Origin of the sequence: Acinetobacter schindleri, assembly GCF_010918895.1 — a bacterium.
Classification (GTDB): domain Bacteria; phylum Pseudomonadota; class Gammaproteobacteria; order Pseudomonadales; family Moraxellaceae; genus Acinetobacter; species Acinetobacter schindleri.
The window spans coordinates 2,742,411-2,764,765 of the sequence record NZ_CP044483.1; the positions used below are offsets into that span (position 1 = coordinate 2,742,411).

The 22,355-nt window shown below is 42.9% G+C and carries 23 protein-coding genes; 8 read left to right on the plus strand and 15 right to left on the minus strand.

Annotated features, from left to right (window positions below; all coding sequences use genetic code 11):
• Nucleotides 1–120: 120 nt before the first annotated feature.
• From FSC11_RS13105 to FSC11_RS13115, 3 genes are all read left to right on the plus strand, one after another.
• Nucleotides 121–510 carry a hypothetical protein gene (locus FSC11_RS13105; protein WP_163167344.1) on the plus strand — a complete coding sequence of 130 codons (390 nt, stop codon included), beginning with the start codon at nt 121–123 and terminating at the stop codon, nt 508–510.
• Nucleotides 511–733: 223 nt separating this feature from the next.
• A complete protein-coding gene (locus FSC11_RS13110) occupies nt 734–1,240 on the plus strand; it encodes a hypothetical protein (RefSeq protein ID WP_163167346.1) in 507 nt (168 codons plus the stop codon).
• A gap of 99 nt (nt 1,241–1,339) precedes the next feature.
• Complete coding sequence (locus tag FSC11_RS13115) at nt 1,340–1,858, plus strand: hypothetical protein (RefSeq protein WP_103800674.1); 519 nt, start codon at nt 1,340–1,342, stop codon at nt 1,856–1,858.
• A gap of 38 nt (nt 1,859–1,896) precedes the next feature.
• Here the strand turns inward: FSC11_RS13115 and FSC11_RS13120 are convergent, their stop codons facing one another.
• The 3 genes from FSC11_RS13120 to FSC11_RS13130 form a co-directional block, all read right to left on the minus strand.
• On the minus strand, nt 1,897–2,850 hold the full coding sequence (locus FSC11_RS13120; protein WP_103800675.1) for a 2-hydroxyacid dehydrogenase: 954 nt from the start codon (nt 2,848–2,850) through the stop codon (nt 1,897–1,899).
• A 95-nt stretch (nt 2,851–2,945) separates the two neighbouring features.
• Nucleotides 2,946–3,143 (minus strand): hypothetical protein, encoded by a 198-nt coding sequence (locus tag FSC11_RS13125; protein ID WP_004813413.1) that lies wholly within the window; start codon nt 3,141–3,143, stop codon nt 2,946–2,948.
• Between the two features lie 121 nt (nt 3,144–3,264).
• Nucleotides 3,265–4,536 carry a hypothetical protein gene (locus tag FSC11_RS13130; RefSeq protein WP_004813415.1) on the minus strand — a complete coding sequence of 424 codons (1,272 nt, stop codon included), beginning with the start codon at nt 4,534–4,536 and terminating at the stop codon, nt 3,265–3,267.
• A 113-nt stretch (nt 4,537–4,649) separates the two neighbouring features.
• Here FSC11_RS13130 and FSC11_RS13135 point away from each other — a divergent pair, with 113 nt between their 5' ends.
• Nucleotides 4,650–5,432 carry a class I SAM-dependent methyltransferase gene (locus FSC11_RS13135; RefSeq protein WP_163167348.1) on the plus strand — a complete coding sequence of 261 codons (783 nt, stop codon included), beginning with the start codon at nt 4,650–4,652 and terminating at the stop codon, nt 5,430–5,432.
• Between the two features lie 23 nt (nt 5,433–5,455).
• Complete coding sequence (locus tag FSC11_RS13140) at nt 5,456–6,019, plus strand: hypothetical protein (RefSeq protein ID WP_163167350.1); 564 nt, start codon at nt 5,456–5,458, stop codon at nt 6,017–6,019.
• Between the two features lie 17 nt (nt 6,020–6,036).
• On the opposite strand, the gene FSC11_RS13145 is transcribed toward FSC11_RS13140, so the two are convergent.
• The 3 genes from FSC11_RS13145 to FSC11_RS13155 all read right to left on the minus strand — a co-directional run bounded on the left by FSC11_RS13145 (nt 6,037) and on the right by FSC11_RS13155 (nt 8,380).
• Complete coding sequence (locus FSC11_RS13145) at nt 6,037–6,447, minus strand: GFA family protein (protein ID WP_004890423.1); 411 nt, start codon at nt 6,445–6,447, stop codon at nt 6,037–6,039.
• 82 nt (nt 6,448–6,529) lie between these two features.
• Nucleotides 6,530–7,732: a TIGR03862 family flavoprotein gene (locus FSC11_RS13150; protein WP_163167352.1), complete on the minus strand. Its 1,203-nt coding sequence runs from the start codon at nt 7,730–7,732 to the stop codon at nt 6,530–6,532.
• 3 nt (nt 7,733–7,735) lie between these two features.
• Complete coding sequence (locus FSC11_RS13155; protein WP_171521750.1) at nt 7,736–8,380, minus strand: class I SAM-dependent methyltransferase; 645 nt, start codon at nt 8,378–8,380, stop codon at nt 7,736–7,738.
• Between the two features lie 83 nt (nt 8,381–8,463).
• Here FSC11_RS13155 and FSC11_RS13160 point away from each other — a divergent pair, with 83 nt between their 5' ends.
• Together FSC11_RS13160 and FSC11_RS13165 are read left to right on the plus strand one after the other, a co-directional pair.
• Nucleotides 8,464–8,649: a DNA gyrase inhibitor YacG gene (locus tag FSC11_RS13160; RefSeq protein WP_004890428.1), complete on the plus strand. Its 186-nt coding sequence runs from the start codon at nt 8,464–8,466 to the stop codon at nt 8,647–8,649.
• 144 nt (nt 8,650–8,793) lie between these two features.
• Nucleotides 8,794–8,973 carry a hypothetical protein gene (locus tag FSC11_RS13165; protein WP_004890431.1) on the plus strand — a complete coding sequence of 60 codons (180 nt, stop codon included), beginning with the start codon at nt 8,794–8,796 and terminating at the stop codon, nt 8,971–8,973.
• Nucleotides 8,974–9,486: 513 nt separating this feature from the next.
• Here the strand turns inward: FSC11_RS13165 and FSC11_RS13175 are convergent.
• From FSC11_RS13175 to FSC11_RS13195, 5 genes are all read right to left on the minus strand, one after another.
• The gene (locus FSC11_RS13175; protein ID WP_103800679.1) at nt 9,487–10,131 is read right to left on the minus strand and encodes an MBL fold metallo-hydrolase; all 645 of its coding nucleotides are present in this window, start codon (nt 10,129–10,131) and stop codon (nt 9,487–9,489) included.
• Between the two features lie 21 nt (nt 10,132–10,152).
• Nucleotides 10,153–11,160, minus strand: a complete 1,008-nt coding sequence (gene hemH, locus FSC11_RS13180; RefSeq protein ID WP_004813436.1) for a ferrochelatase — start codon at nt 11,158–11,160, stop codon at nt 10,153–10,155.
• A 67-nt stretch (nt 11,161–11,227) separates the two neighbouring features.
• A complete protein-coding gene (locus tag FSC11_RS13185) occupies nt 11,228–12,256 on the minus strand; it encodes a DUF4062 domain-containing protein (protein ID WP_004813438.1) in 1,029 nt (342 codons plus the stop codon).
• 128 nt (nt 12,257–12,384) lie between these two features.
• Nucleotides 12,385–13,248, minus strand: a complete 864-nt coding sequence (gene murI / locus FSC11_RS13190; protein WP_008303930.1) for a glutamate racemase — start codon at nt 13,246–13,248, stop codon at nt 12,385–12,387.
• A gap of 48 nt (nt 13,249–13,296) precedes the next feature.
• Nucleotides 13,297–13,908: a DUF1285 domain-containing protein gene (locus tag FSC11_RS13195; RefSeq protein ID WP_163167356.1), complete on the minus strand. Its 612-nt coding sequence runs from the start codon at nt 13,906–13,908 to the stop codon at nt 13,297–13,299.
• Nucleotides 13,909–14,093: 185 nt separating this feature from the next.
• Here FSC11_RS13195 and FSC11_RS13200 point away from each other — a divergent pair, with 185 nt between their 5' ends.
• The gene (locus FSC11_RS13200; protein ID WP_004890452.1) at nt 14,094–15,806 is read left to right on the plus strand and encodes an electron transfer flavoprotein-ubiquinone oxidoreductase; all 1,713 of its coding nucleotides are present in this window, start codon (nt 14,094–14,096) and stop codon (nt 15,804–15,806) included.
• Between the two features lie 664 nt (nt 15,807–16,470).
• Here the strand turns inward: FSC11_RS13200 and FSC11_RS13205 are convergent.
• The 4 genes from FSC11_RS13205 to FSC11_RS13220 form a co-directional block, all read right to left on the minus strand.
• A complete protein-coding gene (locus FSC11_RS13205) occupies nt 16,471–18,174 on the minus strand; it encodes a T6SS phospholipase effector Tle1-like catalytic domain-containing protein (protein WP_163167358.1) in 1,704 nt (567 codons plus the stop codon).
• Nucleotides 18,175–18,178: 4 nt separating this feature from the next.
• Nucleotides 18,179–18,634 carry a hypothetical protein gene (locus tag FSC11_RS13210; protein WP_163167360.1) on the minus strand — a complete coding sequence of 152 codons (456 nt, stop codon included), beginning with the start codon at nt 18,632–18,634 and terminating at the stop codon, nt 18,179–18,181.
• A 101-nt stretch (nt 18,635–18,735) separates the two neighbouring features.
• Nucleotides 18,736–19,650 (minus strand): DUF4123 domain-containing protein, encoded by a 915-nt coding sequence (locus tag FSC11_RS13215; RefSeq protein WP_163167362.1) that lies wholly within the window; start codon nt 19,648–19,650, stop codon nt 18,736–18,738.
• The gene (locus tag FSC11_RS13220) at nt 19,651–22,290 is read right to left on the minus strand and encodes a type VI secretion system Vgr family protein (RefSeq protein ID WP_163167364.1); all 2,640 of its coding nucleotides are present in this window, start codon (nt 22,288–22,290) and stop codon (nt 19,651–19,653) included.
• Nucleotides 22,291–22,355: the final 65 nt, after the last annotated feature.

Here is a 22,355-nt window from a genome sequence, read left to right on the forward strand (position 1 = left end):
CCATAATTAAATGTTTAACTAAATAAATAATTTTAATTGTTATACAGCTTTAAGATGTATAGGCATATTCATGTATATTTCATATACTCAACTTAACAACACTCAACAAGAAAGAATCATATGAAATTTAAAGCTCTTATTTTGACTGGTCTTGCGGGTATTGCTCTTTCAGCGTGTACATCTCAACCGACTGTTCCTCAACTCCAACTGGGCGTATTACAGGAAGTACAGAATCTTGAGGTTTATCCTGAAACGACGAACAACAGCGCAAAACTGACCAAATTCATGGACAAATGCGTGATTGAATTTAGAGGTCAGCTTGAAAGCAGCCGCGTAATTGAACAATGGTCTTTTAAAGGTTTGACTCTGATTGATGCTGGTTCAGCAACTTTCCAGAGCGACAACACCAGCACTGCACAGAAATTTGACCTGCACAGCGAAACCGCTCAAAAGAACTTCCTGGCACTACGCAACCACTTTGCCAAAGAAGCAATCGAACAGTGTAACTAAGTACCCCGCCCTGTATTTACATCAAATATGGGGCAGCTTTTCTTTCAAATAATCTTCCTATCAAATTTATTCTCTACTTATTCTTGAGATCAGCCAGCTTTACTCCCTTTTTTCTCGGATCATTTAAGTGAATCGCACAGAATATTCATTGTTTTTACATTGCCGTCCATTACACTGAAAACAGAATCAAGACCGTTATCCCAATCTGCGAGGTCGATCCCTTATGACCCTGAAAAAAACGACGATGAAAAAAACCAAGATCCTCAGCACCGCATTATTAATGTGTGCGCCTATTTTTATCCAGACTGTTCAAGCCAGTGAAACGCAGCAAGATGCAAAACCGATTGTTCCTTATGGTGATAATCCCAATCTGCTGCATGTATTTGCTTATAAAACCCAACAAGGTGTAATCAATACCGCTGAAAAAGTGGGTGCTGCAGCAGAAAAAGGCATTGCCAAGATCAAGCCGGGTGTGGATCGTGCCTGGGACAATACCAAATCCACCGCAGCCACCACCATTGAAAAAGTAGACCAAGGCGCAACGCAAGTGGCTCAGCAAACCGGTCAGAAAATCCAGCAGACCAAAGATATCTGGCGCGGTAATCAGCAACAGCAAGTCCCGATTGAGCAGCAGCCTTTAAGCCAATCTTCAACAGCAACGCAAAGCATTACACCGCAGTCACCATCCAGTTCAGGTGGTGCAACCAGTTATGCAGTGGATGATCTCTAAAAAATAGGATATTAAAAAAAGCCCTTTATGGGCTTTTTTTGAGCATGAAGATATTCAAAACTTTCTTTATACTTAGTTAAAATAATGAGAAAAATAAAAATGAAAAAGGTGCTCCTCAGCTTTATAGTCGGTATTCTATTTGGTGTTTCAATCCTGTATATCGTTTTACTGGTTTCTGGTAAAAGGGTTACTTCTCCTACCGAAGTCCATAATGAATTATCCCCTGTCCCAAGCCTTTCTACTTCAAATCGGTATACTCATAAATCTGAAGGTAAAAAAATTCAGCACATTGGATATCTGGAGGAAGATGAATTTAAATCTACTGAAGGTAATGAGGCAAATCTCTATCAATTACCAGGTATGTGCAAGTTAACGATTGGTCTCTATGGTGAAACTATTTATAGCTATCGCACTGCTTATTTTCACAAAAATCACTTAATTTACATATTTGAAACCGACTATCGAACTTCTTATAGTCAATTCCCTGATAAGAATACACCTGAGTCCAAACGTATTTATCAGGAAATAGTCTTCAATCCAAATTCCCAACTTGTACAAGACGAATTTTCTAAATTATGGTCTAAATACATTAGCCCAGAAAACAAAAACAAATGCTGATCAAATTCGATCAGCATTTTTTTTGTTATGGACAAGTTTTAATTCACCTGGCGAATCGGCTGGCCTGCCTGAAAGGCTTTAACATTTTCCACCATCTGATCCACGATGCGCTGGCGGGCATCGACACTGCCCCAGGCATTATGCGGTGTAACGATCAAATTCGGAATGTCTGGATCGAGCAGAATATTGCCCTCTTTCGGCGGCTCTACTGTCAGTACATCGGTGGCAGCACCTGCGATTTTGCCTTCACGTAATGCCTGTGCCAGAGCCGCTTCATCAACAATACCGCCACGCGCACAGTTAATCAGGAAAGCACTTGATTTCATAGCTTCCAGCTCGGCACGGCTGATCAGGTTACGGGTATCTTCAGTTAGTGGGCAATGCAAACTCAGGAAATCAACCTGTGGCAATAACTCCGCGAATGGTACACGTGAGGCATCCCCCGGACGGTTGGGTAATGATCCGATCATCACATTCATACCAAACGCTTCTGCCAATTTGGCGACAGCTTTACCCAGTTCGCCATAACCCACAATGCCGAGAGTCTTACCAGACAGTTCTACAATCGGTGCATCCAGCAAACAGAATTGCGTCGCCTTTTGCCATTCGCCTTGTTGTAATTTTTGCTGATAAGGCAGGAAAGACGTCGCCAGATTCAGCATTAACATGAGAGTATGTTGGGCGACAGCGGAAGTGCCATAGGCTTGGCAGTTACACACGACAATATTGCGTGCTTTGGCTGCGGCCAGGTCGACATTATTGGTGCCAGTCGCAGAGATTAAAATCAGTTTCAGTTGAGGGCATTGCTGAATGGTTTCGGCATTTACTATGACTTTATTGGTGATGATGACATCGACATCTTGCACGCGTGGCAAAAGTTCAGCCACAGAAGTAGCAGGATATAATGTTAACTCGTCAAATACGCCATGCAGCGCCTGAAAGTCGAGATCCTGTTGATCTAGAGAAGCATAATCCAAATATACGGCTTTCACGGCCTGACCCTCAATCCTGTTAGACAATTTATCCTGTCATTTAAAACAAGTCATACAGGGTTTTCAACCGTTTTTTAGACTTTATCCTGCCTTGTTTAATCGAGTGGTTTATCCAGATGGTTACGCACAGAATGACGAATTTTATAAACAATATAAACGGTCAGAATCATCAAAAATACGATAGTTGCACTCAGGAAAATAATGGTCGGGTGTACGCTGTCTTTGGCGAATGCCAGATTGGGCAAGCCCAAAGTTAGCATTAAAAATATGGTGGCGAACTGTGTAGATTGCATAAGATGTACCCCCTTCTCACGAAAACGATCGCGTGCGGTGATGAAAAATCCATACCGCATAACTACATCTTATGCCAGCAAAACAATAAGTCAAGCCATTGTTTTTAAGTGATATTTCAAGTTAATTTGCTTCACTGCGTGTCACAAAGTGCGTATTTTTGTCACTGTCATCAACAAACGCCGCTGCACCGTATTCATCAGTTTTGAGACTTAATTCCTTATAACTGAACATATAGAAATCTGTATAACGTTTCATCAGAATTGGGTGCATTCCGACCGAAAGCGGTTCCTGTTCCTTGACCAGCTTCATCATATGACGGTCATTCATGACGACGAGATAACGTTCGTCATTCAAGCTGATGGTCAACAGGCCATTGCCGCGCGCATAAATTGGAATCAGGAATTTATGGTTCAGCGCAATCGCCTGATCGGCATAGCTTTCAATCTTGTTACTGATGACATTGAACACTAGACCATGCCCATAGATATCCAGCAGGATCTGACGGTTTTCCTGCGGCAGATTGACCTGAATGCCGAGTTTCATCAGATCATGCTGATCCACCTGTTTATTGCTGAGTAACTCACGCAAAATAGTCTGCTTCTGATTGGCATCAAAAAACTGTGAATCGAGTTGCAGGTCATTATTTTTCAGGATACGGCCCAAGGCCATCCGATGCCGTGGCAACAGGTTTTCAATCACCTTACGGTAATAGAACTTGCTGTTCTTTTTGACCCGGCGCATCTTCTGATAAAAATAGCTGGCATCAAATTCATGCAGCAGGAAGTCATTCACCAGTTCGGAGCTTGCCAACACGGCAATCGCATCATGATTGGTAAAGGCCAGATGCAATACGTGATGTGGTGGCAGGACTTCTCTGAGCTTATGATAATGCGCACGGTCCTGTGCATAGTGCGGATCATAAATAATAATGTATTCACGATCCTCACTGACATCTGCCTTCGTAATGCGCATCTCGCCATTCAGTTCCGGCTGATAGAACATGTTATAACGGGCGTCTTTCACATCTTCCGGATCAATCGAGTATTGCGGCACCATGGCTACGGCGCGCTGTACATCCAGAGCATTAGAATATTTAATTGCCGCATAGCCGCCCATTGAACCGCCATAGGCAATACGCTGCTCAAATGGTGCAATCAGTTCAGCAATCGCGTCCAGCATGGCTTGCATAGACGCTTGTGGAAACCAGGATTTATCCTTGGGCATAATCCCGAGCACATTGAATTCAAACTTTTGCAGCGACTTCTCTGCATTGATGGTGGTTCCCTTGGCACGGGTAATCAGATCCCCAAAGGAGAAGATCAGTTCTGAAGATGAACCCGGCATAAAGATTGCGCGAATGTGCTCATCTTCAAAGACGATTTGTTTTTCCATAACTTTCCCATGCCTGTAAAACGAACGCTTCCATTACAAATTCAATGGCGCAAAACGATGCAAAAATGAATATGCTATTTTATAGCGAAGACCAAGATTAAAAAGCGCAAAATATGACACAATCATTACATCCTGCTGCACAACAAGGTTTTAGTAGCGCTGCTGAGCGCTATCAGCAGGTGCGCCCAAGTTATCCTGAAGCATTAGTGCCCTGGTTACAACAGCAGCTTGGCTTACCCCATCATGCGCAATTACTTGATTTGGGTAGCGGTACCGGTAAGTTCCTGCCCCAGCTGAAATTACTCAGTTCGCATATTCTGGCGGTTGATCCTGTCGCGGAGATGTTAACGCAACTCAAGCAGGTTCATCCAGACATTCCGACCTTGCAGGCGATGAGTGACGCCCTGCCGCTGGAAAATGCCTCGATAGATGCTGTATTTTGCGCACAGTCTTTTCACTGGTTCGCCAATTTCGACAGCCTTAAGGAAATTCATCGGATTCTGAAAGATCAGGGCTATCTGGTCCTGATCTGGAACCAACGTGATGTTAATGTGGACTGGGTCAAAGCTCTGGCAGAATTTATTCTCCCCATGGAAGGCGATACGCCACGCTACCATAGTAGTCAGTGGCGCAATGTATTTCAGGATCAGCAGCTGTTTCGCCCGGTAGCAGAAACGACTTTGCAACAGCTTCATTCTGGAACTGTGGAACAGGTGGTGTCCAAACGTTTGCTCTCGACCAGCTTTATCGCTGCCCAGTCTGATGATGCACAGCAGCAACTCAAATCTCAGTTTGAACAGATCATACGAGAACATACTGGCAAGCAGCCTGATGAACAGATTGACTTCCCCTATATTACCCATGTCTATATCTTTCAAAAAATTCTAACGCCTTGATAAAACTTTAACAGGACAAAACAATGCCAAATATTCAGAATCTCAGCCGAATCACCTTGCTTACATCCACCCTGTTGCTGGTGGCGTGTAATCAGAAAGATGCGCCGAAACAGGAAGCGACTCAGCAAAATGAAGCAGCTGAAGAAGTGATGAAGGAACTGAAAACACAACCGGTGAAAGATTTTCCGCAAACAGCGGATGATCAACATGATATTGCCGTACTGGATGACTTTGAGCAGCGCCTGCAATCCTTAAATGAGGATATCGAAGCTGAAACTGAACGCATGCGTAAAGAAGGCAATCTGACTGAAGAATTTATGCAGCAACGTCAGCGTGACCATATCCAGTCTGCACTGACTTTATTAAAAAGTCTGGAACTGAAAACTGAACAGGGTCGTTATATTCAGGGACTGATTTATCAATACTGGGAACAACAGCAAAAACTGCTGGGCACAACCTCTTCAGATAAAGCGATCCAGCATGATGCCAAGGAAAGTGTAAAAGGTTTGGGACAGTATCTGCATGCTCAGGAACAGCTGGAACACTGGCGTAACCAGTATGCAAAAACTCAGGCTAAAGTCCAGTAAGACTGATCTGCTTTCTGTTAAGGACGTTCATGATATTGCGCTAAGGTATCGTGAATGTCCTCCCACTCAGCTTTAGAACCGACATAGAAATGGCAAGTCGGTTTCTGCTCAATCGGTGTATCCAGACTGCCAATACGCAGACGATAAACATCCGGCAGATCTGCTTTCACGCTATAAATCGGAGAACCACATTCGCTACAGAAATTTCGGCTCACGCCAGTCGTGGTAGTGAATGACTTGAGTAATTTCTGTCCTTGCAGCAGATGAAAATCTGCTTTAGCAATCGGACTATTGGTAGCAAAGGCAGTACCGGTAGCTTTACGGCAACGGCGGCAGTGACATTGAATAATATCACCCAGCGATCCACGAACTTCATACTGGATTCCACCGCAGAGACAGCTACCGGCATAATGATCTTGAGTCGACATATCAGCAAACCTCCTTGTGAATAATTTTCGCCCAATATAGCCTAAAAAATTACTGACTGTGAATGTCTAAAATATCTTCGCTTCAAGCAGAATCAGACAGATAAGCCGCGACACCTTCACCCGCTGCACGACCGGTTGCCATACAGGCAGTCAACAGATAACCACCGGTGGGCGCATCCCAGTCCAGCATTTCTCCACATAGGAATACATAAGGATTGGATTTAAGTTGCAAATGTTCCGTCAGCACATCACGTTTTACACCACCTGCGCAGCTAATCGCCTCTTCAATTGGACGGAATCCCTGAAGAGGAACCATCAACTGTTTAATTTGCTGTGCCAGATGTTCAGCATCCTGCCAGATATTTTTAGGCACCAGCTCTCGCACCAGTGCAGCTTTAGCGCCTTCCAGTCCTGCCTTGCGCCAGACATTGCTTAAAGACTGCTTCTTGCTGGATTGCAGTTTATGCGCCAGTTGTGCTGCGTTTTGATCGGGAAACAGGTCCAGATACAGTTGCATGGGCTGCCCACGTTTGACCTGTTCACGCAAACCACGTCCCTGTTTATAGATCAAGCCACTTTCAAGACCATAATGACTGATGACGATATCACCCATAGTCTTGTCACTGCCTTCCACCCAAGCTGCAACCCGTTTCAGTGGCTGACCAAAGATGGGCTGTATAAACCTAGACCATGGATACTCCACTCCGACATTACTGGCCTGAAAAGGCTCAATTTCTTCTGTCTTTAGCCATGCTTGCCATTGACCATCACTGCCAAGCTTTGACCAGGATACCGCGCCACAGGCGAGGATAATCGCATCAAAGAGTTCTGTTCGTAGCTCATCAGTTTTCAGATCCAATAGTTCCAATTGATTCTGTTTTAACTGGGTCACCTGATGGCGGTAATGAAACTGTACCCCCTGCTCGGCCAGACGTTTTAACCAGGCACGTAACAGCGGAGCGGCCTTCATTTCGGTTGGAAACACCCGTCCAGAAGAACCAATATAGGGTTCAATGCCCAAACCTTGCATCCACTCTTGGATCCAGACAGCATCCCAACGTTTTACCCACGGCGCCAGCCATTCAGCCTGATCATAACGCTGGATAAACTGTTCTACCGGTTCAGCATGCGAGATATTCAGGCCGGTCTTGCCTGCCATCAGAAATTTGCGCGCAGCTGAAGGCTTCTGCTCATAGACATGTACGTCATAATGCTGCTGGCTCAGCACTTCTGCTGCCATCAGCCCTGCCGGGCCAGCACCAACAATCGCAATGTGTTTATTCATGGCTTATTCCACAGGCGCAACATTTTGCCCCTGCAGAGGCTGGAAATCATCAAAGCGGGTGGTATAACCCTCAGGTTTCGTAATAATTAGCTGCTGACACAGTTCACCACGTTCCAGATACTTGATCTCAAAATGGGTACGGGCCGAATCGGATGCAATGATCTGCTTATCATAAGGCAGGTTCCATAGCTCTTTCATCTGCTGTTCAGCTTCATCAATATATTCCGGAATATTACTTGCCAACGTAATCGAACCACCTGTTTTCAGCCGTGATAGCAAAAATTCAAAGAACGGCATATTGGCCCAACGCTGTGCCGGGTTATGTGGTTCCGGGTTTGGATACAGAATAAAGAACTGCTCTACCTGGCCAGGATACAGTGCATGTACCACCCATGGCAGGGCATCAGCATGTACGGTTTTTAAATTTGGCTGGCCTTCCAATTCATGCTGCTTTTGCATGGCCAGAAATTTTTCACGGGTCCGTTCAATTGCAATCAGTTTGTGCTCTGGATGTGTCCGGGTAAATAACAAGGCATGCTTGCCCTTGCCTGCACCAATTTCGACACAAATCGGTTCAGGGCTGATGCTTTGAAAATCACGAGGGGCATGCATACGCTGCGCTTGAAATTGACGAATTGGCATAATCAGATCAAACTAATGAAAACCGCATAAGTCTAACAAGTGCGGCTATGTTTGCCTAATTGAATCCAATTTTTTGTGGAGTATTGTCCATGCCAACGACCCTGAAATGCCCACGTTGTGGTGCACTGACTACGTGGGAAGGCAATGCGTTTCGTCCCTTTTGTTCCGAACGCTGCAAGATGATTGATTTGGGTGCCTGGGCCAATGAAGACTATAAGCTGCCGACTCAAGATGCTCCGCAAGCTGATGGAGGCCGTGAAGAAGACCAGTTTTAAATGAGACTGACCAGAGGAAAGGAATTCGGATTGAATTCCTTTTTCATTTGGTGCTAGACTAGCCTAAAAACACTATATTCTTGATTAATAAAATAAAATTTAAATAACTATTCCAATAAAATAACAAAAAAAGAGGACATGCCGATGTTTATCCTCCTGCTTAAAATTTTTATGCTGTTCTTGCTCTTGCTATGCTGCGCCAGTATTGGCCTTGGACTCTGGAAACAGGACTATATCTTTATCTTGATTGGTATCCTGCTGGTTCTGGCCATCGTGATATTAAGACTGCAAATCCAGCAACTGCAACATGATCCTTTCGCTTGAAGTAAAAACCAAAATATTTGCACAGTCTGTTAGAAACTCTAGCTAAAAGAAGAATTATTTATAAGTTTTATTAAACTAAGGTCAGTATTTATCTTGAATTTATTTTTGGTCAAATGTTAAACTACGTAGACATTCTATATAGTTGATAATAAAATATTTTTTACTTTAAACAAGTAAGGAAACATAAAAAATTATAAAGAATGTCAATGACTTATATTTTGGGGATTTATAAATGTTAGTAATTATACTCAAGACTGTCATGTTCTTGTTTGTTCTACTATGCTGTCTCAGTATTGGCACGGGTATCATGCGCCATGATTATTTTTTTATTAGCATTGGTATACTCATTGCACTGGCTTTTTGGATTATTAGACTTCAGGTACATAAATTACAAAATGACCCTTTCGCTTAATATGTAATCTGTATAACCCATTAACCCACTCAAATAAAAAAGGAATCTAGAATCGATTCCTTTTTCATTTTTTAGATAGCTACTACGTGTACATTAAGCGCTTAACCTGCTTTACCTGCGACAAAAGGATTATGCTGCTTTTCAAAACCAATCGTGCTCATTGGACCATGCCCTGAGATAAACTGAGTTTCCTCAGGCAGGCTAAAGCATTCACGTTGAATTGAATCAAGTAATTGCTGATGATTGCCACGTGGGAAGTCAGTACGACCAATCGAACCCTTAAACAGCACATCCCCCGTCCACAGCAAACCATGATTGCGGTTATAAAACATGACATGACCTGGAGTATGACCCGGTGCAAAACGGACTTCAAACTCTTCGTCCCCCAGTTTCAGTATTTCACCGCCCTCCAGCCATTCAGTCACTTCTACCTTTTCCGGAATCGGGAAGCCATAACGGGCAGATACTTCCTGAATCATCTCCAACCAGAACGCATCATCCTTATGTGGACCAATCACCGGCACATTCCAGGCTTTTTTCAACGCACCCACCGCTCCAGCATGGTCTAAATGACCATGGGTCAGCCATAATGCTTTGACCGTCAGGCCGAGCGCTTCGACTTCTGCTCTCAGTTTTTCCGGCTCACCTCCGGCATCAATCAAAACTGCTTCTTTGCTGTCTGTATCCCATAAAATGGAACAGTTTTGCTGAAAGGCAGTTACAGGAACAATTTTGACTTGGAGCATAGGCTTTAAAACCTCAAAAAATTAGTGAGCGAGAGTATGAGTCAATGCATCAAGATTAGCCTGTAGCAATGAATTGAGCAATTGCAAATGATCTTCGCGGCTATTCAATGCCGGAATATAGCTATAGCGTTCACCACCATTAGCCTTGAAGGTATCCGCATTTTCCATTGCCAGTTCTTCTAGGGTTTCCAGGCAATCCGCCGAGAAAGCCGGACTCATGACCTGAATTGATTTCACCCCCTGCTTGCCCCACTCTTCAATCAAGGCATCGGTATAAGGCTTAACCCATTCCTGCTTACCAAAACGTGACTGGAAGCTAATCGCATACTGATCTTCAGATAACCCTAAAGCTTTAGCCACCAGTTTCCCGGTGATACGGCAACGGTCAGCATAGGGATCACCTTTATCGGCATAAGGCTGTGGAATACCATGAAACGACATTAACAGCTTTTCTGGCTTGCCATGAATCGCCTGATAGTCACGCACACTCTGTGCCAATGCCTGAATAAACAGCGGATGCTGATAATAATCACGAATCAGTGATAAACCCGGAAGATTACGCTGAGTCAATACCCATCTCGCGACTGCATCGTACAGCGGCGCAGTGGAAGTGGCTGAATACTGCGGGAACAAGGGCAACAGGATCACGTGATCCTGAGGTTGTGCGCTGATCTGGCTAAGAACAGTCTGAATGTTCGGATTGCCATAGGTCATGGCGGGCACCACATTCAGCTCGAATTGCGGATAACGCTGAGTCAATTCTGCTCTGACTGCTTCAACCTGTTGCAGCAGGATTTCACGCATGGGTGAATCTTTAGCCCATACTTGTGCATAAGCCTGCGCAACCCGTTTAGGACGGAAAGGTAGAATAAACAGGCGCAAAATGATCTGCCAGACCGGTTTGGGGATTTCAATGACACGCTGATCGGACAGGAACTGCTGCAGAAAAGTTCGTACTGCGGGAACGGTAGGAGCATCAGGGGTACCGAGATTTGCCAGGATAATGGTGACTTTCGGTTTAGCAAACATTCAGATCATCCGTCTTGAGGGGTCAACCCCTGTACTTTAACAGTTTTCAATAAATTTATAATATGGATTAATATACTGACTTATATTGAAAAACCCGATCCTTATCCAGTAAATTACTTTCTATCAATTTCTGGGCTTTAGCCGTGATCTGCCATAGTAAACGCTGACGGTCATCACGGCCAGTCGGTACAATCCAGTCATTTTGTCGCATCTGCATTTTCAGGCTATGCAAGGCACGAATGTTCATCTGTGCACGTGCCACGGCATGAGCACGTGGCATTTCTATACGTGCATCTTCCAGACCGGTTTCATTTAAATATTCATTCAGGCGCTTAGAGAAGAATTCTTCTGGCGTTGGATTGACAAAGGTAGATCCAAGAATTGCCAGAAGCTCAGCCCAGGTCAGTTTTTTCTGAATTTTGAGCTCTTTAAAGTTACCGTCCTGATAGGCATGCATGCGGTATTCAAAAGAAAAAATTTCATGCATGGACACTTTAGGCAAGCTCAGAAATGGATCAGGCTCACGCTTGCCTGCTTCGGCTTCCATTTGGGCAATACGCGCCTTGAGCTGATCAATTTCATCATGCAGGGCTTGGGCATTTTGGGGACGTACCCAGCCAGTCACCGGATAGCGTTCTAGCATCTGGGGCATGTTCAGGCGAACTGCCATTTCCAGATCACGCAGGCTACGATAGGTAAAGACCTGATCGACTTCATTTTGTAGCAGTTTTCGGAAGTCATTAAATTTTTCACGCAATTCCGCTTTGGCATCATGCAGGGACGGCTCACGAGAGGCAGGGTCATCATGCATAAATACAATAATTGGTTTCTGCTTGGTTACTGCATAGATATATTCAAGGTGCATATAGCCAACGCCAGAAACGGACTGTTCACCATACTGGCTTCCCAGCAGGATTACCACATAGTCACAGTCATCAATTTGACGGCGAGCAAAGGCAGTACTGAGTGGATTACGCTGTTCCAGCCCCCAGGAGAAGAAGCCCATACCCACCAGCGTTTGCGACAAGATGATACGCTCTGGCTGCATTTCCGAACCAGATGTGGATATAAAAACCTGATAACGTTTATCCAGCATTCCAAACCCTCTCCAACTACCGCGAATATGCACAGTTCACCTCGATTTCCATGAGCTGTTGCATATGCGTGCCCCACTTAAAAATATCAAATTTTAAAATAATGTAATTCACTGACTTAAAACTCAGCTTATATATTACTTACAGACCATTGAATATCGTCCAGAATCAGGTGCTGTATAATCGGTTGAACTTGTTCAGCATTTTGACCACTGACAAAAATTTCGATTCTTACACTTTCTTTACGTTCGCCTTCAAATAATAACTCATTTTTGATCAAAATACGGGCGGTTTGTCTTGCAACTGCCAATCCAGAGTCAATCAATGTCATTTTATGACCAAAAATATACTGAATTGACGATTTTAGGAAGGGGTAATGTGTACATCCAAGTACTAAATAGTCTGCACCCTGATCTACAACTGGTTGTAAAATCTTGGTTAATGTCGCTAGACACGCGGGACTCATCTGCTCGCCAGCCTCGACAAAAGGCACCAGATCCAGACAGGTAACTGGAATCACATTTACCCCTGCGGGCTCGGCAAAACGGGTCATGACATCTTTAATCAGCTGACCGCGAAAGGTTGCTGGTGTGGCAAGCACGGCCACAGTTTTGGAATGGGTCGCCAAAACTGCCGGCTTTAAAGCCGGTACCAGACCGATAATTGGAAAACGCTCGCCATAATGCGTACGCAAATAATCCAGACTAAAAGCTGAAGCAGTATTACATGCCACGACAGCAGTCTTGCAGCCCTTGCGATATAACCATTCAATTGCCTGCGCGGTGAGCTCACGAATGTCCTGATCCTCACGCGGACCATAAGGCACATTGGCAGTATCGGCATAATAGACGAAACGTTCATTCGGTAAATGGCGTGCAATTTCTAGTGCAACAGAGAGGCCTCCGATTCCTGAATCAAAAATCCCAATGGGTGCATCTGCAGTAACATCAATAATGGGATCGAGTGTGGACGAAATCGGATAAATGGCGCTCATACAGGGGCTGTTTGCTCAAATGGACAGACATGGCACAAAGCTTAAACCTCAGGTGCCTAAATGCAAGTCTAAATCACCACTTTTCAAGTTTAATACCGTGTCGCCTTCAGAATTTTCGATAAGCTCACCCATTTCTACCAGATGTAAAAAGGCAGCTCGCTGAATCAATGCATTAATACCAAAACGCACATGCACATAAGGGCGCTGTTCATCACCAAAAGTACGCATGAAAATTGGATGTTCTTTATCTACGATGATTACATCCTGCGTCGTTGTCGTCAGCTGAATATAGCTTTTTCCATCAATTTCTACCTGATCAGCCTGCCCTACAAATAAGGGCTCATCTTCGACTTCAATTTCGATCTGCTCAACCGGGGTTTTGAGATAGAATTTGCCATCTTCCTTCCATAGCACTGTTGAGAACAGGTCAATCATGGCTTGGCGTTTAATCAATTGACCTTCGTGCCACCATTCTCCATTGGCTAAAACCTTCAAATCCATTGTGCCACAATGCTTTGGCTGCCACTGATCTAAAGGGGGTATTGACCTTTTGTGACTGTCCTGTGCATCTTTTATGTATTGTGCAATATTTGTTAAATTTTTATCATCACTCATGGCTGTTTTTTTCGTCGGATGATTCGTTTCTGCTGACTTATCCATAGTAGAAGACCTTAATGACGGAAAAATAATATGTTTCAGCCAATTGGCTTAAACTGGGTTTAAAACTATACTAGCCCACAAGATGAAAGACACTAATCTTTTTGTGTCCAGGAATTATAAATACTCATGGCAGCACCCGATCATCCGATTATGGTTGCCACCGAATGTAATATGAGGAGTCCCACATGGAGCACATCGAACGTGAATCGATGGAGTTTGACGTAGTTATCGTAGGCGCAGGCCCTGCGGGTCTTTCTGCTGCGATCAAAATCCGTCAGCTTGCAATTGAAAACAACCTGAATGATCTGTCCGTTTGTGTCGTGGAAAAAGGCTCCGAAGTCGGTGCTCATATTCTTTCTGGTGCTGTACTTGAACCACGTGCCATGAACGAGCTGTTCCCGAACTGGAAAGAAGAAGGCGCACCTTTAAATGTACCAGTGACTGAAGACAAAACCTTCTTCCTGCTCTCTGATGAAAAATCACAAGAAGCTCCGCACTGGATGGTGCCTAAAACCATGCATAACGATGGCAACTATGTCATCTCACTGGGCAATGTGGTGCGCTGGTTAGGCCAAAAAGCAGAAGAACTGGAAGTCTCGATCTTCCCGGGCTTTGCTGCCTCTGAAATCCTTTACCATGAAGATGGTTCAGTCAAAGGTATCCAGACGGGTGACATGGGCATTGGTAAAGATGGCGAACCAACGCATAACTTCACTCCAGGTTACGAGCTGCACGCGAAATACACGATTTTTGCTGAAGGCTGCCGTGGCCACTTAGGTAAACGCCTGATCCAGAAATTCAACCTGGATAAAGATGCAGATCCACAACACTACGGGATCGGCATTAAAGAACTATGGGAAATTGATCCTGCCAAGCACAAACCGGGTCTGGTCATGCATGGTGCTGGCTGGCCACTCAATGAAACCGGTTCTTCAGGTGGCTGGTGGCTCTACCATGCTGAAAATAACCAGGTGACCCTGGGCATGATCGTGGATCTTTCTTATGAAAACCCGCATATGTATCCGTTCATGGAAATGCAGCGCTGGAAAACCCATCCTCTGATCAAACAGTATCTGGAAGGCGGTAAACGTATTTCTTATGGTGCGCGTGCCGTAACCAAAGGCGGTTTTAACTCTCTGCCGAAATTCACTTTCCCAGGTGGTTCTTTAATCGGTGATGATGCCGGCTTCCTGAACTTTGCCAAGATCAAAGGCTCACATACTGCGATGAAGTCAGGCATGCTCTGTGGTGAAGCGGTATTTGAAGCAATCAAGGCCGGTGTAGAGAAAGGCGGTGACCTGGCAGTTGCACGTGTAACTGAAGGCGAAGATTTCTTCGTAAAAGAGTTGACTGCTTATACAGACAAGTTCAACAACAGCTGGTTGAAAGAAGAGCTGTATAGCGCGCGTAACTTTGGCCCTGCAATGCATAAGTTTGGTCAATGGATGGGGGGTGCATTCAACTTTATCGACCAGAACGTGTTTAAAGTACCATTTACCCTGCATGACCTGGTGCCAGACTTTAAGACATTGAAAACTGTTGATGCGGTGAACTTCAAGCCGAACTATCCTAAACCAGATGGCAAGCTGACCTTTGACCGCCTGTCTTCGGTATTTGTATCGAACACGGTCCATGAAGAAAACCAGCCTGCGCATTTGAAACTGACCGATGCTTCAATTCCAGTGAACGTGAACCTGCCAAAATGGGATGAACCAGCTCAGCGCTACTGCCCGGCGGGTGTATATGAAATCATGGAAAATGATGACGGTTCTAAACGCTTCCAGATCAATGCAGCCAACTGTGTACACTGCAAGACCTGTGACATCAAAGATCCTTCTCAGAACATCACCTGGGTAACACCGGAAGGTGCTGGTGGTCCAAACTATCCAAATATGTAATCTCTCATGAGATATAAATAAACCCGCTTTCGAGCGGGTTTATTTATATAAGTTTTATAATATCCCTTTTAAAGCACTTAAGTATTTTTAGAAAATTCAATTTTATTTTTCTTTATTGGTTGCTTTTAAATACCAGATTGTTTCACCCCAATCACTTTCTAATTTTAGAAAAATATCTCCTTTTATAAAATACTGTGATTCAGACTGATTCGCGGGACTCCACCTTTTAAATAGAATTCACCTCGCTGTTGATATATCGCTGGACCTTCCCAAGCACAGAGTTTCTAATCTTTTGGAACAGTATATTCAAGATATTCACCATTACTATTCCAGCTCACCCTAATGCAAATATATCTCTCCATTCCTTACGACTTTTTAACTTATCAAAATCAGACTTTCTCATCCAAGAGATACCATTATCCAAACTTCCAGGCGCTGGATTCGACTTTCAATTTTTAACATGTTATACATTTAAACACTCATTATTATTTTTTTACTCATCATTGATATAGCCAACTGCGCACGCTGTAAGACCTGTGACATTTAAGATCCTTCACAGAATATTATGTGCGTTATACTTGATCTTGCTGATGGCCGAACTATCTAATATTTAATTTATTGAATAAAGAATTCTCATATACAGATTTTTTATTAACTTTCAAAACTAATTATTCTGAGTTTTTTCAAATTCATTATTTTCATAAGCTATTTGTTCGTGGATAGGCCCTAATTTTTTATCGACTCTTTTACCTTTCCAACTTCGTTTTGATTCATATACCGTTCGTTGTCTAAAGTAACTAAATGGCTCTGCATTATAGATGAAACCATATTTCGAATCGTGTACATAGCTTGAATAAAAATCTACTGCTTCTTGTGAAACATTTTTTTCCCAACTCTGTAATTCCCAATCATCTATATCGACTAAAAACTCATAAGCTTTAGCAAATGGATAAATAATTCTAAATACGTGTTTTATACCTGTTAAATTAGATTGATCAAATGTGGTGAAATTTTTAGCTGCTTTAACTCTTTCAACTTCAGTGGCCATATCAGCAGGACCGGTTGGTAAAGAAAATCCGGCTTCTTCTCGAGCATTTTGACTCACTGAAAGATAAGCTAGATCTTCTTTTGATTTACCTGCTGCTAAATATTGTTGCCGTTGACGATGTAAAGTTCCATAGGCACCATAATGAAGTTTCATATAATTTGTAATGTCTTTTTTTACATTACCTGTCGAGGCTCCTACTGCTTTTTGAACGGCCTCGAAAAGTTGCTGGGTTTTTTCTTCGATCTTAAACTCTTCATTAAAGATTTTAATGTCATTATTTTCTAATTCGCTATAACCAAATACTTTCACACCTGATACCGCTGCACTTTCAAGCATATGCTTTAAAGGTATACGAGCAAAATTATTACTAATTGTTTGTGAACTTGGCTCATAGCCACCACCAACATCGGAATGCATCCCAGGATAGACTATTTCTTTCCATGTTCTTGGGTTAGCCAATTTTTCATCTATATGGATAGAATCAACTGGGAAAGCGAAGCGTAATTCATTACCTGCCACTAGATGTAAGCAATTTTTTACTCTCGGATCGACCACCATGTCTCGTCCTTTAAAACTAAGTTTATTTGACATATTGGTCGCAGGCAATCCAAAAGAAGCAACCGTATCAAATATACCTAAAAACTGTATTTCCATTGGTGCAAGTTCTGCTTGACCTGAGATTTGATACTTTAGGCTCAAGTCCTCAGTTTCAGTCTTCCAAATCATTTCATTAGAAAATACCCGTGCCAGTGCAGCCCCGCGTGAGAAACCAAAGATCGATAAATTAACTTTTTTGATTAGACGATGTTCGTTGAGCTTTGCCTCCATTTTAACTATCGCTTCATTTTTTCGCGCTTCAACCTGAGGCTTTAAGGTCGCCTCGGTTTGAGCTATTTTTTGTTTGAGGATGTTTTCAAGGCTAATACTGATTTGAGACTCACCATATTTTAACCGTCTTGTACCTCCAATCCCTGTTACCCCCCCTGTAAGCTCATGGTCTTGCACTGTGGCTATTCTTTTTTCGACTTTGTTTAGCTCACCATTAAACGGAGTTCCAACTCCAGAAACATAAATAGGATGATTTAACTTCACTGGCGACTTTGTACGCTCAATTTCGAATAAACTATAAGATTGTGCATTTCGCCATAACTTTGCTGGGTTGGCGAGTTTTCCTTTATCTTGGTCTGCTTCTAAATTGTTTCCTGTCCCATCAAAAAAAACAGAAATATTAACTACATCAGCGCAATCTTGCTTGGATTGTGGATGCAGATTACTGACATCTTGATTGCTATTTTTTATTTTTTGTAATTGAGAAACCATATTCTTACCTTTTTATTTTTTTATCATTCTCATTTAATTCATCAATTAATTTCGATCTCACCTCTAATCCTTTTTTTGTAGCATCAGGCATATTCCGCCCTTCAGTCAATGTAATTTCAACCGTATCATCTGGATAAAGGTGCACTGCTAAATAGCTTTTACCTTTTAAGTCCTCCTTGGTTAAGTGTGGGACATTTTTTGCAATATGCTCTTTATAGCTATTTCCTTCCCCCCATTTGATGTATTGTGGACCTGTAATAACTGCAGATCGTTTGGTAGCTGCCCCAAATCCTCCTCCAACTTCCTCGCCATTCACTCGTACAATATAAGGTCTATATCTTGGGTCATAACCGAACGATGTTGTCGTAAGTACATAAGTTTTACTTGAGCCTGAACTACATCCCACCACACCTAAAGCCAAGCTTACTGGTAGCATCACAATTTTTTTAAATATATTCATAACATCCCCTATAATTTTTAATTTACTTAAAGAATATTCCTAACTTCACGTTGCTTTGATGATTAATTAATTGTGTTAGCATAAAGTTCATGTTTTATGATTTATTCGTTTTCTTCAACTGAACTCTCTAAGTCTTCCATCGCCTGATCCATTGTGATCATCTTATTCTTCACTTTTAATAGCACACTTTGAAGAAGGTCATCTTGTTCGAAATTATTTTTATATATCAAAGTTAGACAAATAAAATTTAAAATATCCCGAGTACCTTCCAAACCATATTCACGTGCTAATGCTATTTTTTTCACAACATATGGGTAAAGCTCCCATTCCTTAAATTCCTCAACCAAGAAAGGATTATTCAGATTTAGATAATAAATCAAATGATCAGGAAAGGTTGCTTCTACCATCATGTCTTCTTGTACTGGCGTAAATGTAAACGGATTTTGCCAATCATAAAATTTCAGAGATTCATGACCATTACCGCCGATGATTTTATGTAATTTGTCTTTTCGATCCCAATACCACCAACTGTGAATAGGCTCTAATAAAACTTTCTTCTGCTGGTCTGATAACACTTGTTGCTTAACATAAAGAGTCTGGTCTGAAATTTGACCGACTAAAGTACCAAGAATAGCTGGATCCCAAAATGCTAAATACATCTCTAATCCACCTTCAAACTGGACATTTAGAAATTGCCTCAAATGTGAATATAAACTATCAAAATCTAAAGGACTTATTATTAAGGTTAATCGAGGAGTCCCAACTACGCGTTTAGAGATATATTGCCACTCGATATTATGATTGTGCCCGAGTTGAACCAAATGAGGTGATATTTCTGCAGCTTTATTACCAGCAGCTTCTGTTAATAAATTGCGATAATGTAAATGTGAATTCTTTTTTAAAAACCAACTGTCTTGTGCTGCATCAGCCAAAGCATAAATAAAATAAGTCTTATGTTCCCCAGATGGATATTCTTCAAAAAAATAATGTAAATCAGGATGTAATAAACTTATCATCTATGAACCATCCCCTTTATTGACAAATGCCCCACGTTGACTTGCTCTTCGTGCCAGACATTCCCAACACACACTTTGTGGGAAGAATGGTAAGTTCATATTTACTTTCGTGCCAGGTACAAACTGATGCTGCCCTGCCTTCACTTCAAACTTGCCACCAGTGGTTGGCAAAATTCCTGAACTACTGATTTCAATCTGAGAACCGCCCGCGGTTAAAATGATTTTCTTGGCAGCGGTCATTTCGATCAGATCTTCAGTAGAGATAATTTTGATACCTTTACGCGCAATAGCATCTATTTCATCTCCTTGTGCCTGAATCTCGACTTTGCCTTTACCTGCATATAAGCGTGCTCCGTCTTGCGCTGCGAACAGGCTTAGTTTCTGGCTGGCATGGGCAATCAAAGATTGTTGTGTACTCAGGTTAATACTCTCTCCTGCACTTTGACTAATCTGCCCATCAGCAGATAGATGAATGTCCTGCTGGGTACTCAGCGCAATCGATTGTGGTGCCGTTAGGATCATGATTGCCTGTTTAAAGGCAGCAGCTTTTTTCTGATCCTGTTGTTCAATCTGCTCAATCAGGCTTTTTAACTTCTCAAAAATTTCCACTGGATCAGTTTGCTGATTTTTAGCCACATCACTGAGCACCTGACTCATCTGTAGAGCCGATTGAAGCTGGCTTTTCGCTGGTTCAGCTTCCATATGTGAACCCCTTGCAACCTGCTGTTTGTGGGTCGAAATCAGTAGACCTTCACCTGCCCGTATTGCCCCCCACTGGTCTGTTCTCAGCTCAAATCCCTCTCCACGCCTCTCACTTTCAGCCTGTTCTTTCGGATGGCTCAAATCACCTAGGTTAAGTTGACTCGCAGCATGGCTGCTATGCAACTGTGCACTGATCTGCCCGGTGGTATCATCAAAACGTAACTGGTTAAAACCTTCTCCTTGCACTTCTTGAGAGCGAATACCACTAAGTTTTTGGGTCTCTGGTAAGCGTCCTTTCTTGTCAAATTTTGTTGGTGAACGCTGACCTTCATGAATCCGGCCCACCACAAAAGGCCGGTCAATATTGCCATCAAAAAAGTCGATCACAACAATTTCACCAATACGTGGCAAGAAGCGCACACCATAACCTTCCCCTGCCCAAGGCGTGAGAACATCTACCCAGGCCGAGTCAGTATCACTGTCATTCGTTCCGGCTCCATTATCATGGGTATGATCGTCCGGACGGGTGAATAAAAACCGGATTTTGATGCGTCCCCATTCATCCACATAAATGTCTTCACTTTCTGGCCCTACTACTTTTGCCCGTTGCGGACAGGCTGGTGGTCGATGCAATAAAGGCTGATATTCAGGAACCAAAGGAATATTGCGACGTTGTAAGACTAAATGATTGGTCTGGCGCTCATCAGCATCTTTAACTTCTGTCAGCTGCCACTGGCTTTGCTGGATTAAAGCATTCACCTGTGCATTCAGGTCTTTGGGTAGATTATTCTGGTTATAGAATTGCTTGGAAAGAATCAGAAATTCTTTATCGGCTACCCGATGCTGGTCAATTTCTGGATGCTGATCTAGGCTGAACCAGTAACCGACTTGCGCATCACGTACAGTGGATGTTGCTAAAAACTGCTTGGCCTGCGCATCATAAAAATGTTGCAGGTTCTGGTTAACTTTCTCAATTTGCGCATTTGATGCTGACGTAGCCTGGTCTTCATGCTTGAGGTCAGTAACCCATGCCGGACTGATATGCCACGCCTGTTCCAGTCCCAGACTGGCATTATCCTGAACTTGACTATGCTGATGCCTGCTTTGTACTGAACCTGTACCTTCCTCCTGATTCAAGCGATCAGCATGCCAGCGCTGGATATGTACAGCAGTCGGCTGTAATTTTCGCTCTGCAATAAAGCTGGTCATGCTATCTGTCTGTTCGGTAGCACTAGAACGGTGGAAACGGATTACCTGGCGGCTTAGAGCCTGATATTGGCTATTATCATCAATCAATCTGAGTTTCTGTGCTGTAATCGGTGCAGAGGAATGTAGGAGCAATAGCTCAGATTCATCAATCAGCCAGTTAATACCTTCACTGCGCCATAAACGGGTTAAAAATTCATAGTCAGTTTCATTCGACTGCATACTAAAAGGACGCACATCATAAGTCTGCTGCAAACCGGATAAATCCAGATTGAGTGCAGCCGCAAATAATAGGCTTTTACTCTGCCATTCCTCAAATAATATTCTGGTAATATCGCGAACACTTTTGTCCATAAACACACGGCTATTCCGGCGTTTATGCCAAAGTGAAGTGGCATCTTCCAAAGTAAGCTTATAAAGCGTTAATGCACCATCACTTTGCCCCTGAGTTGCCCGGGTAATAATGCCTGAACTGCGAAAAAGCTGCCCCTGGTCTGTTACCTGATCTACCGCGACCTGTGTACCTATGAAGCTTTTGAGAGGAATCAGAGCATTGCTAGATAAACAAATAAGTTCAATCTTCAGCCCTTGATTGAGCACATGCTGTCCATCAATACGCTGCAGAAAGATTTCCGAATTAAGCTGTTGATTAGAAAACTGAATATGTAAAGCGCGTTTCTGTGCGCTTAATCCCAATTGTTCGAGTATTTGAGCAATAGAATTTCTGATCATTTTTATTTTTATGCTTATTTTTTCGGCATTATAATAAATTTAATTGATTAAGCCTAGCCAGTTTG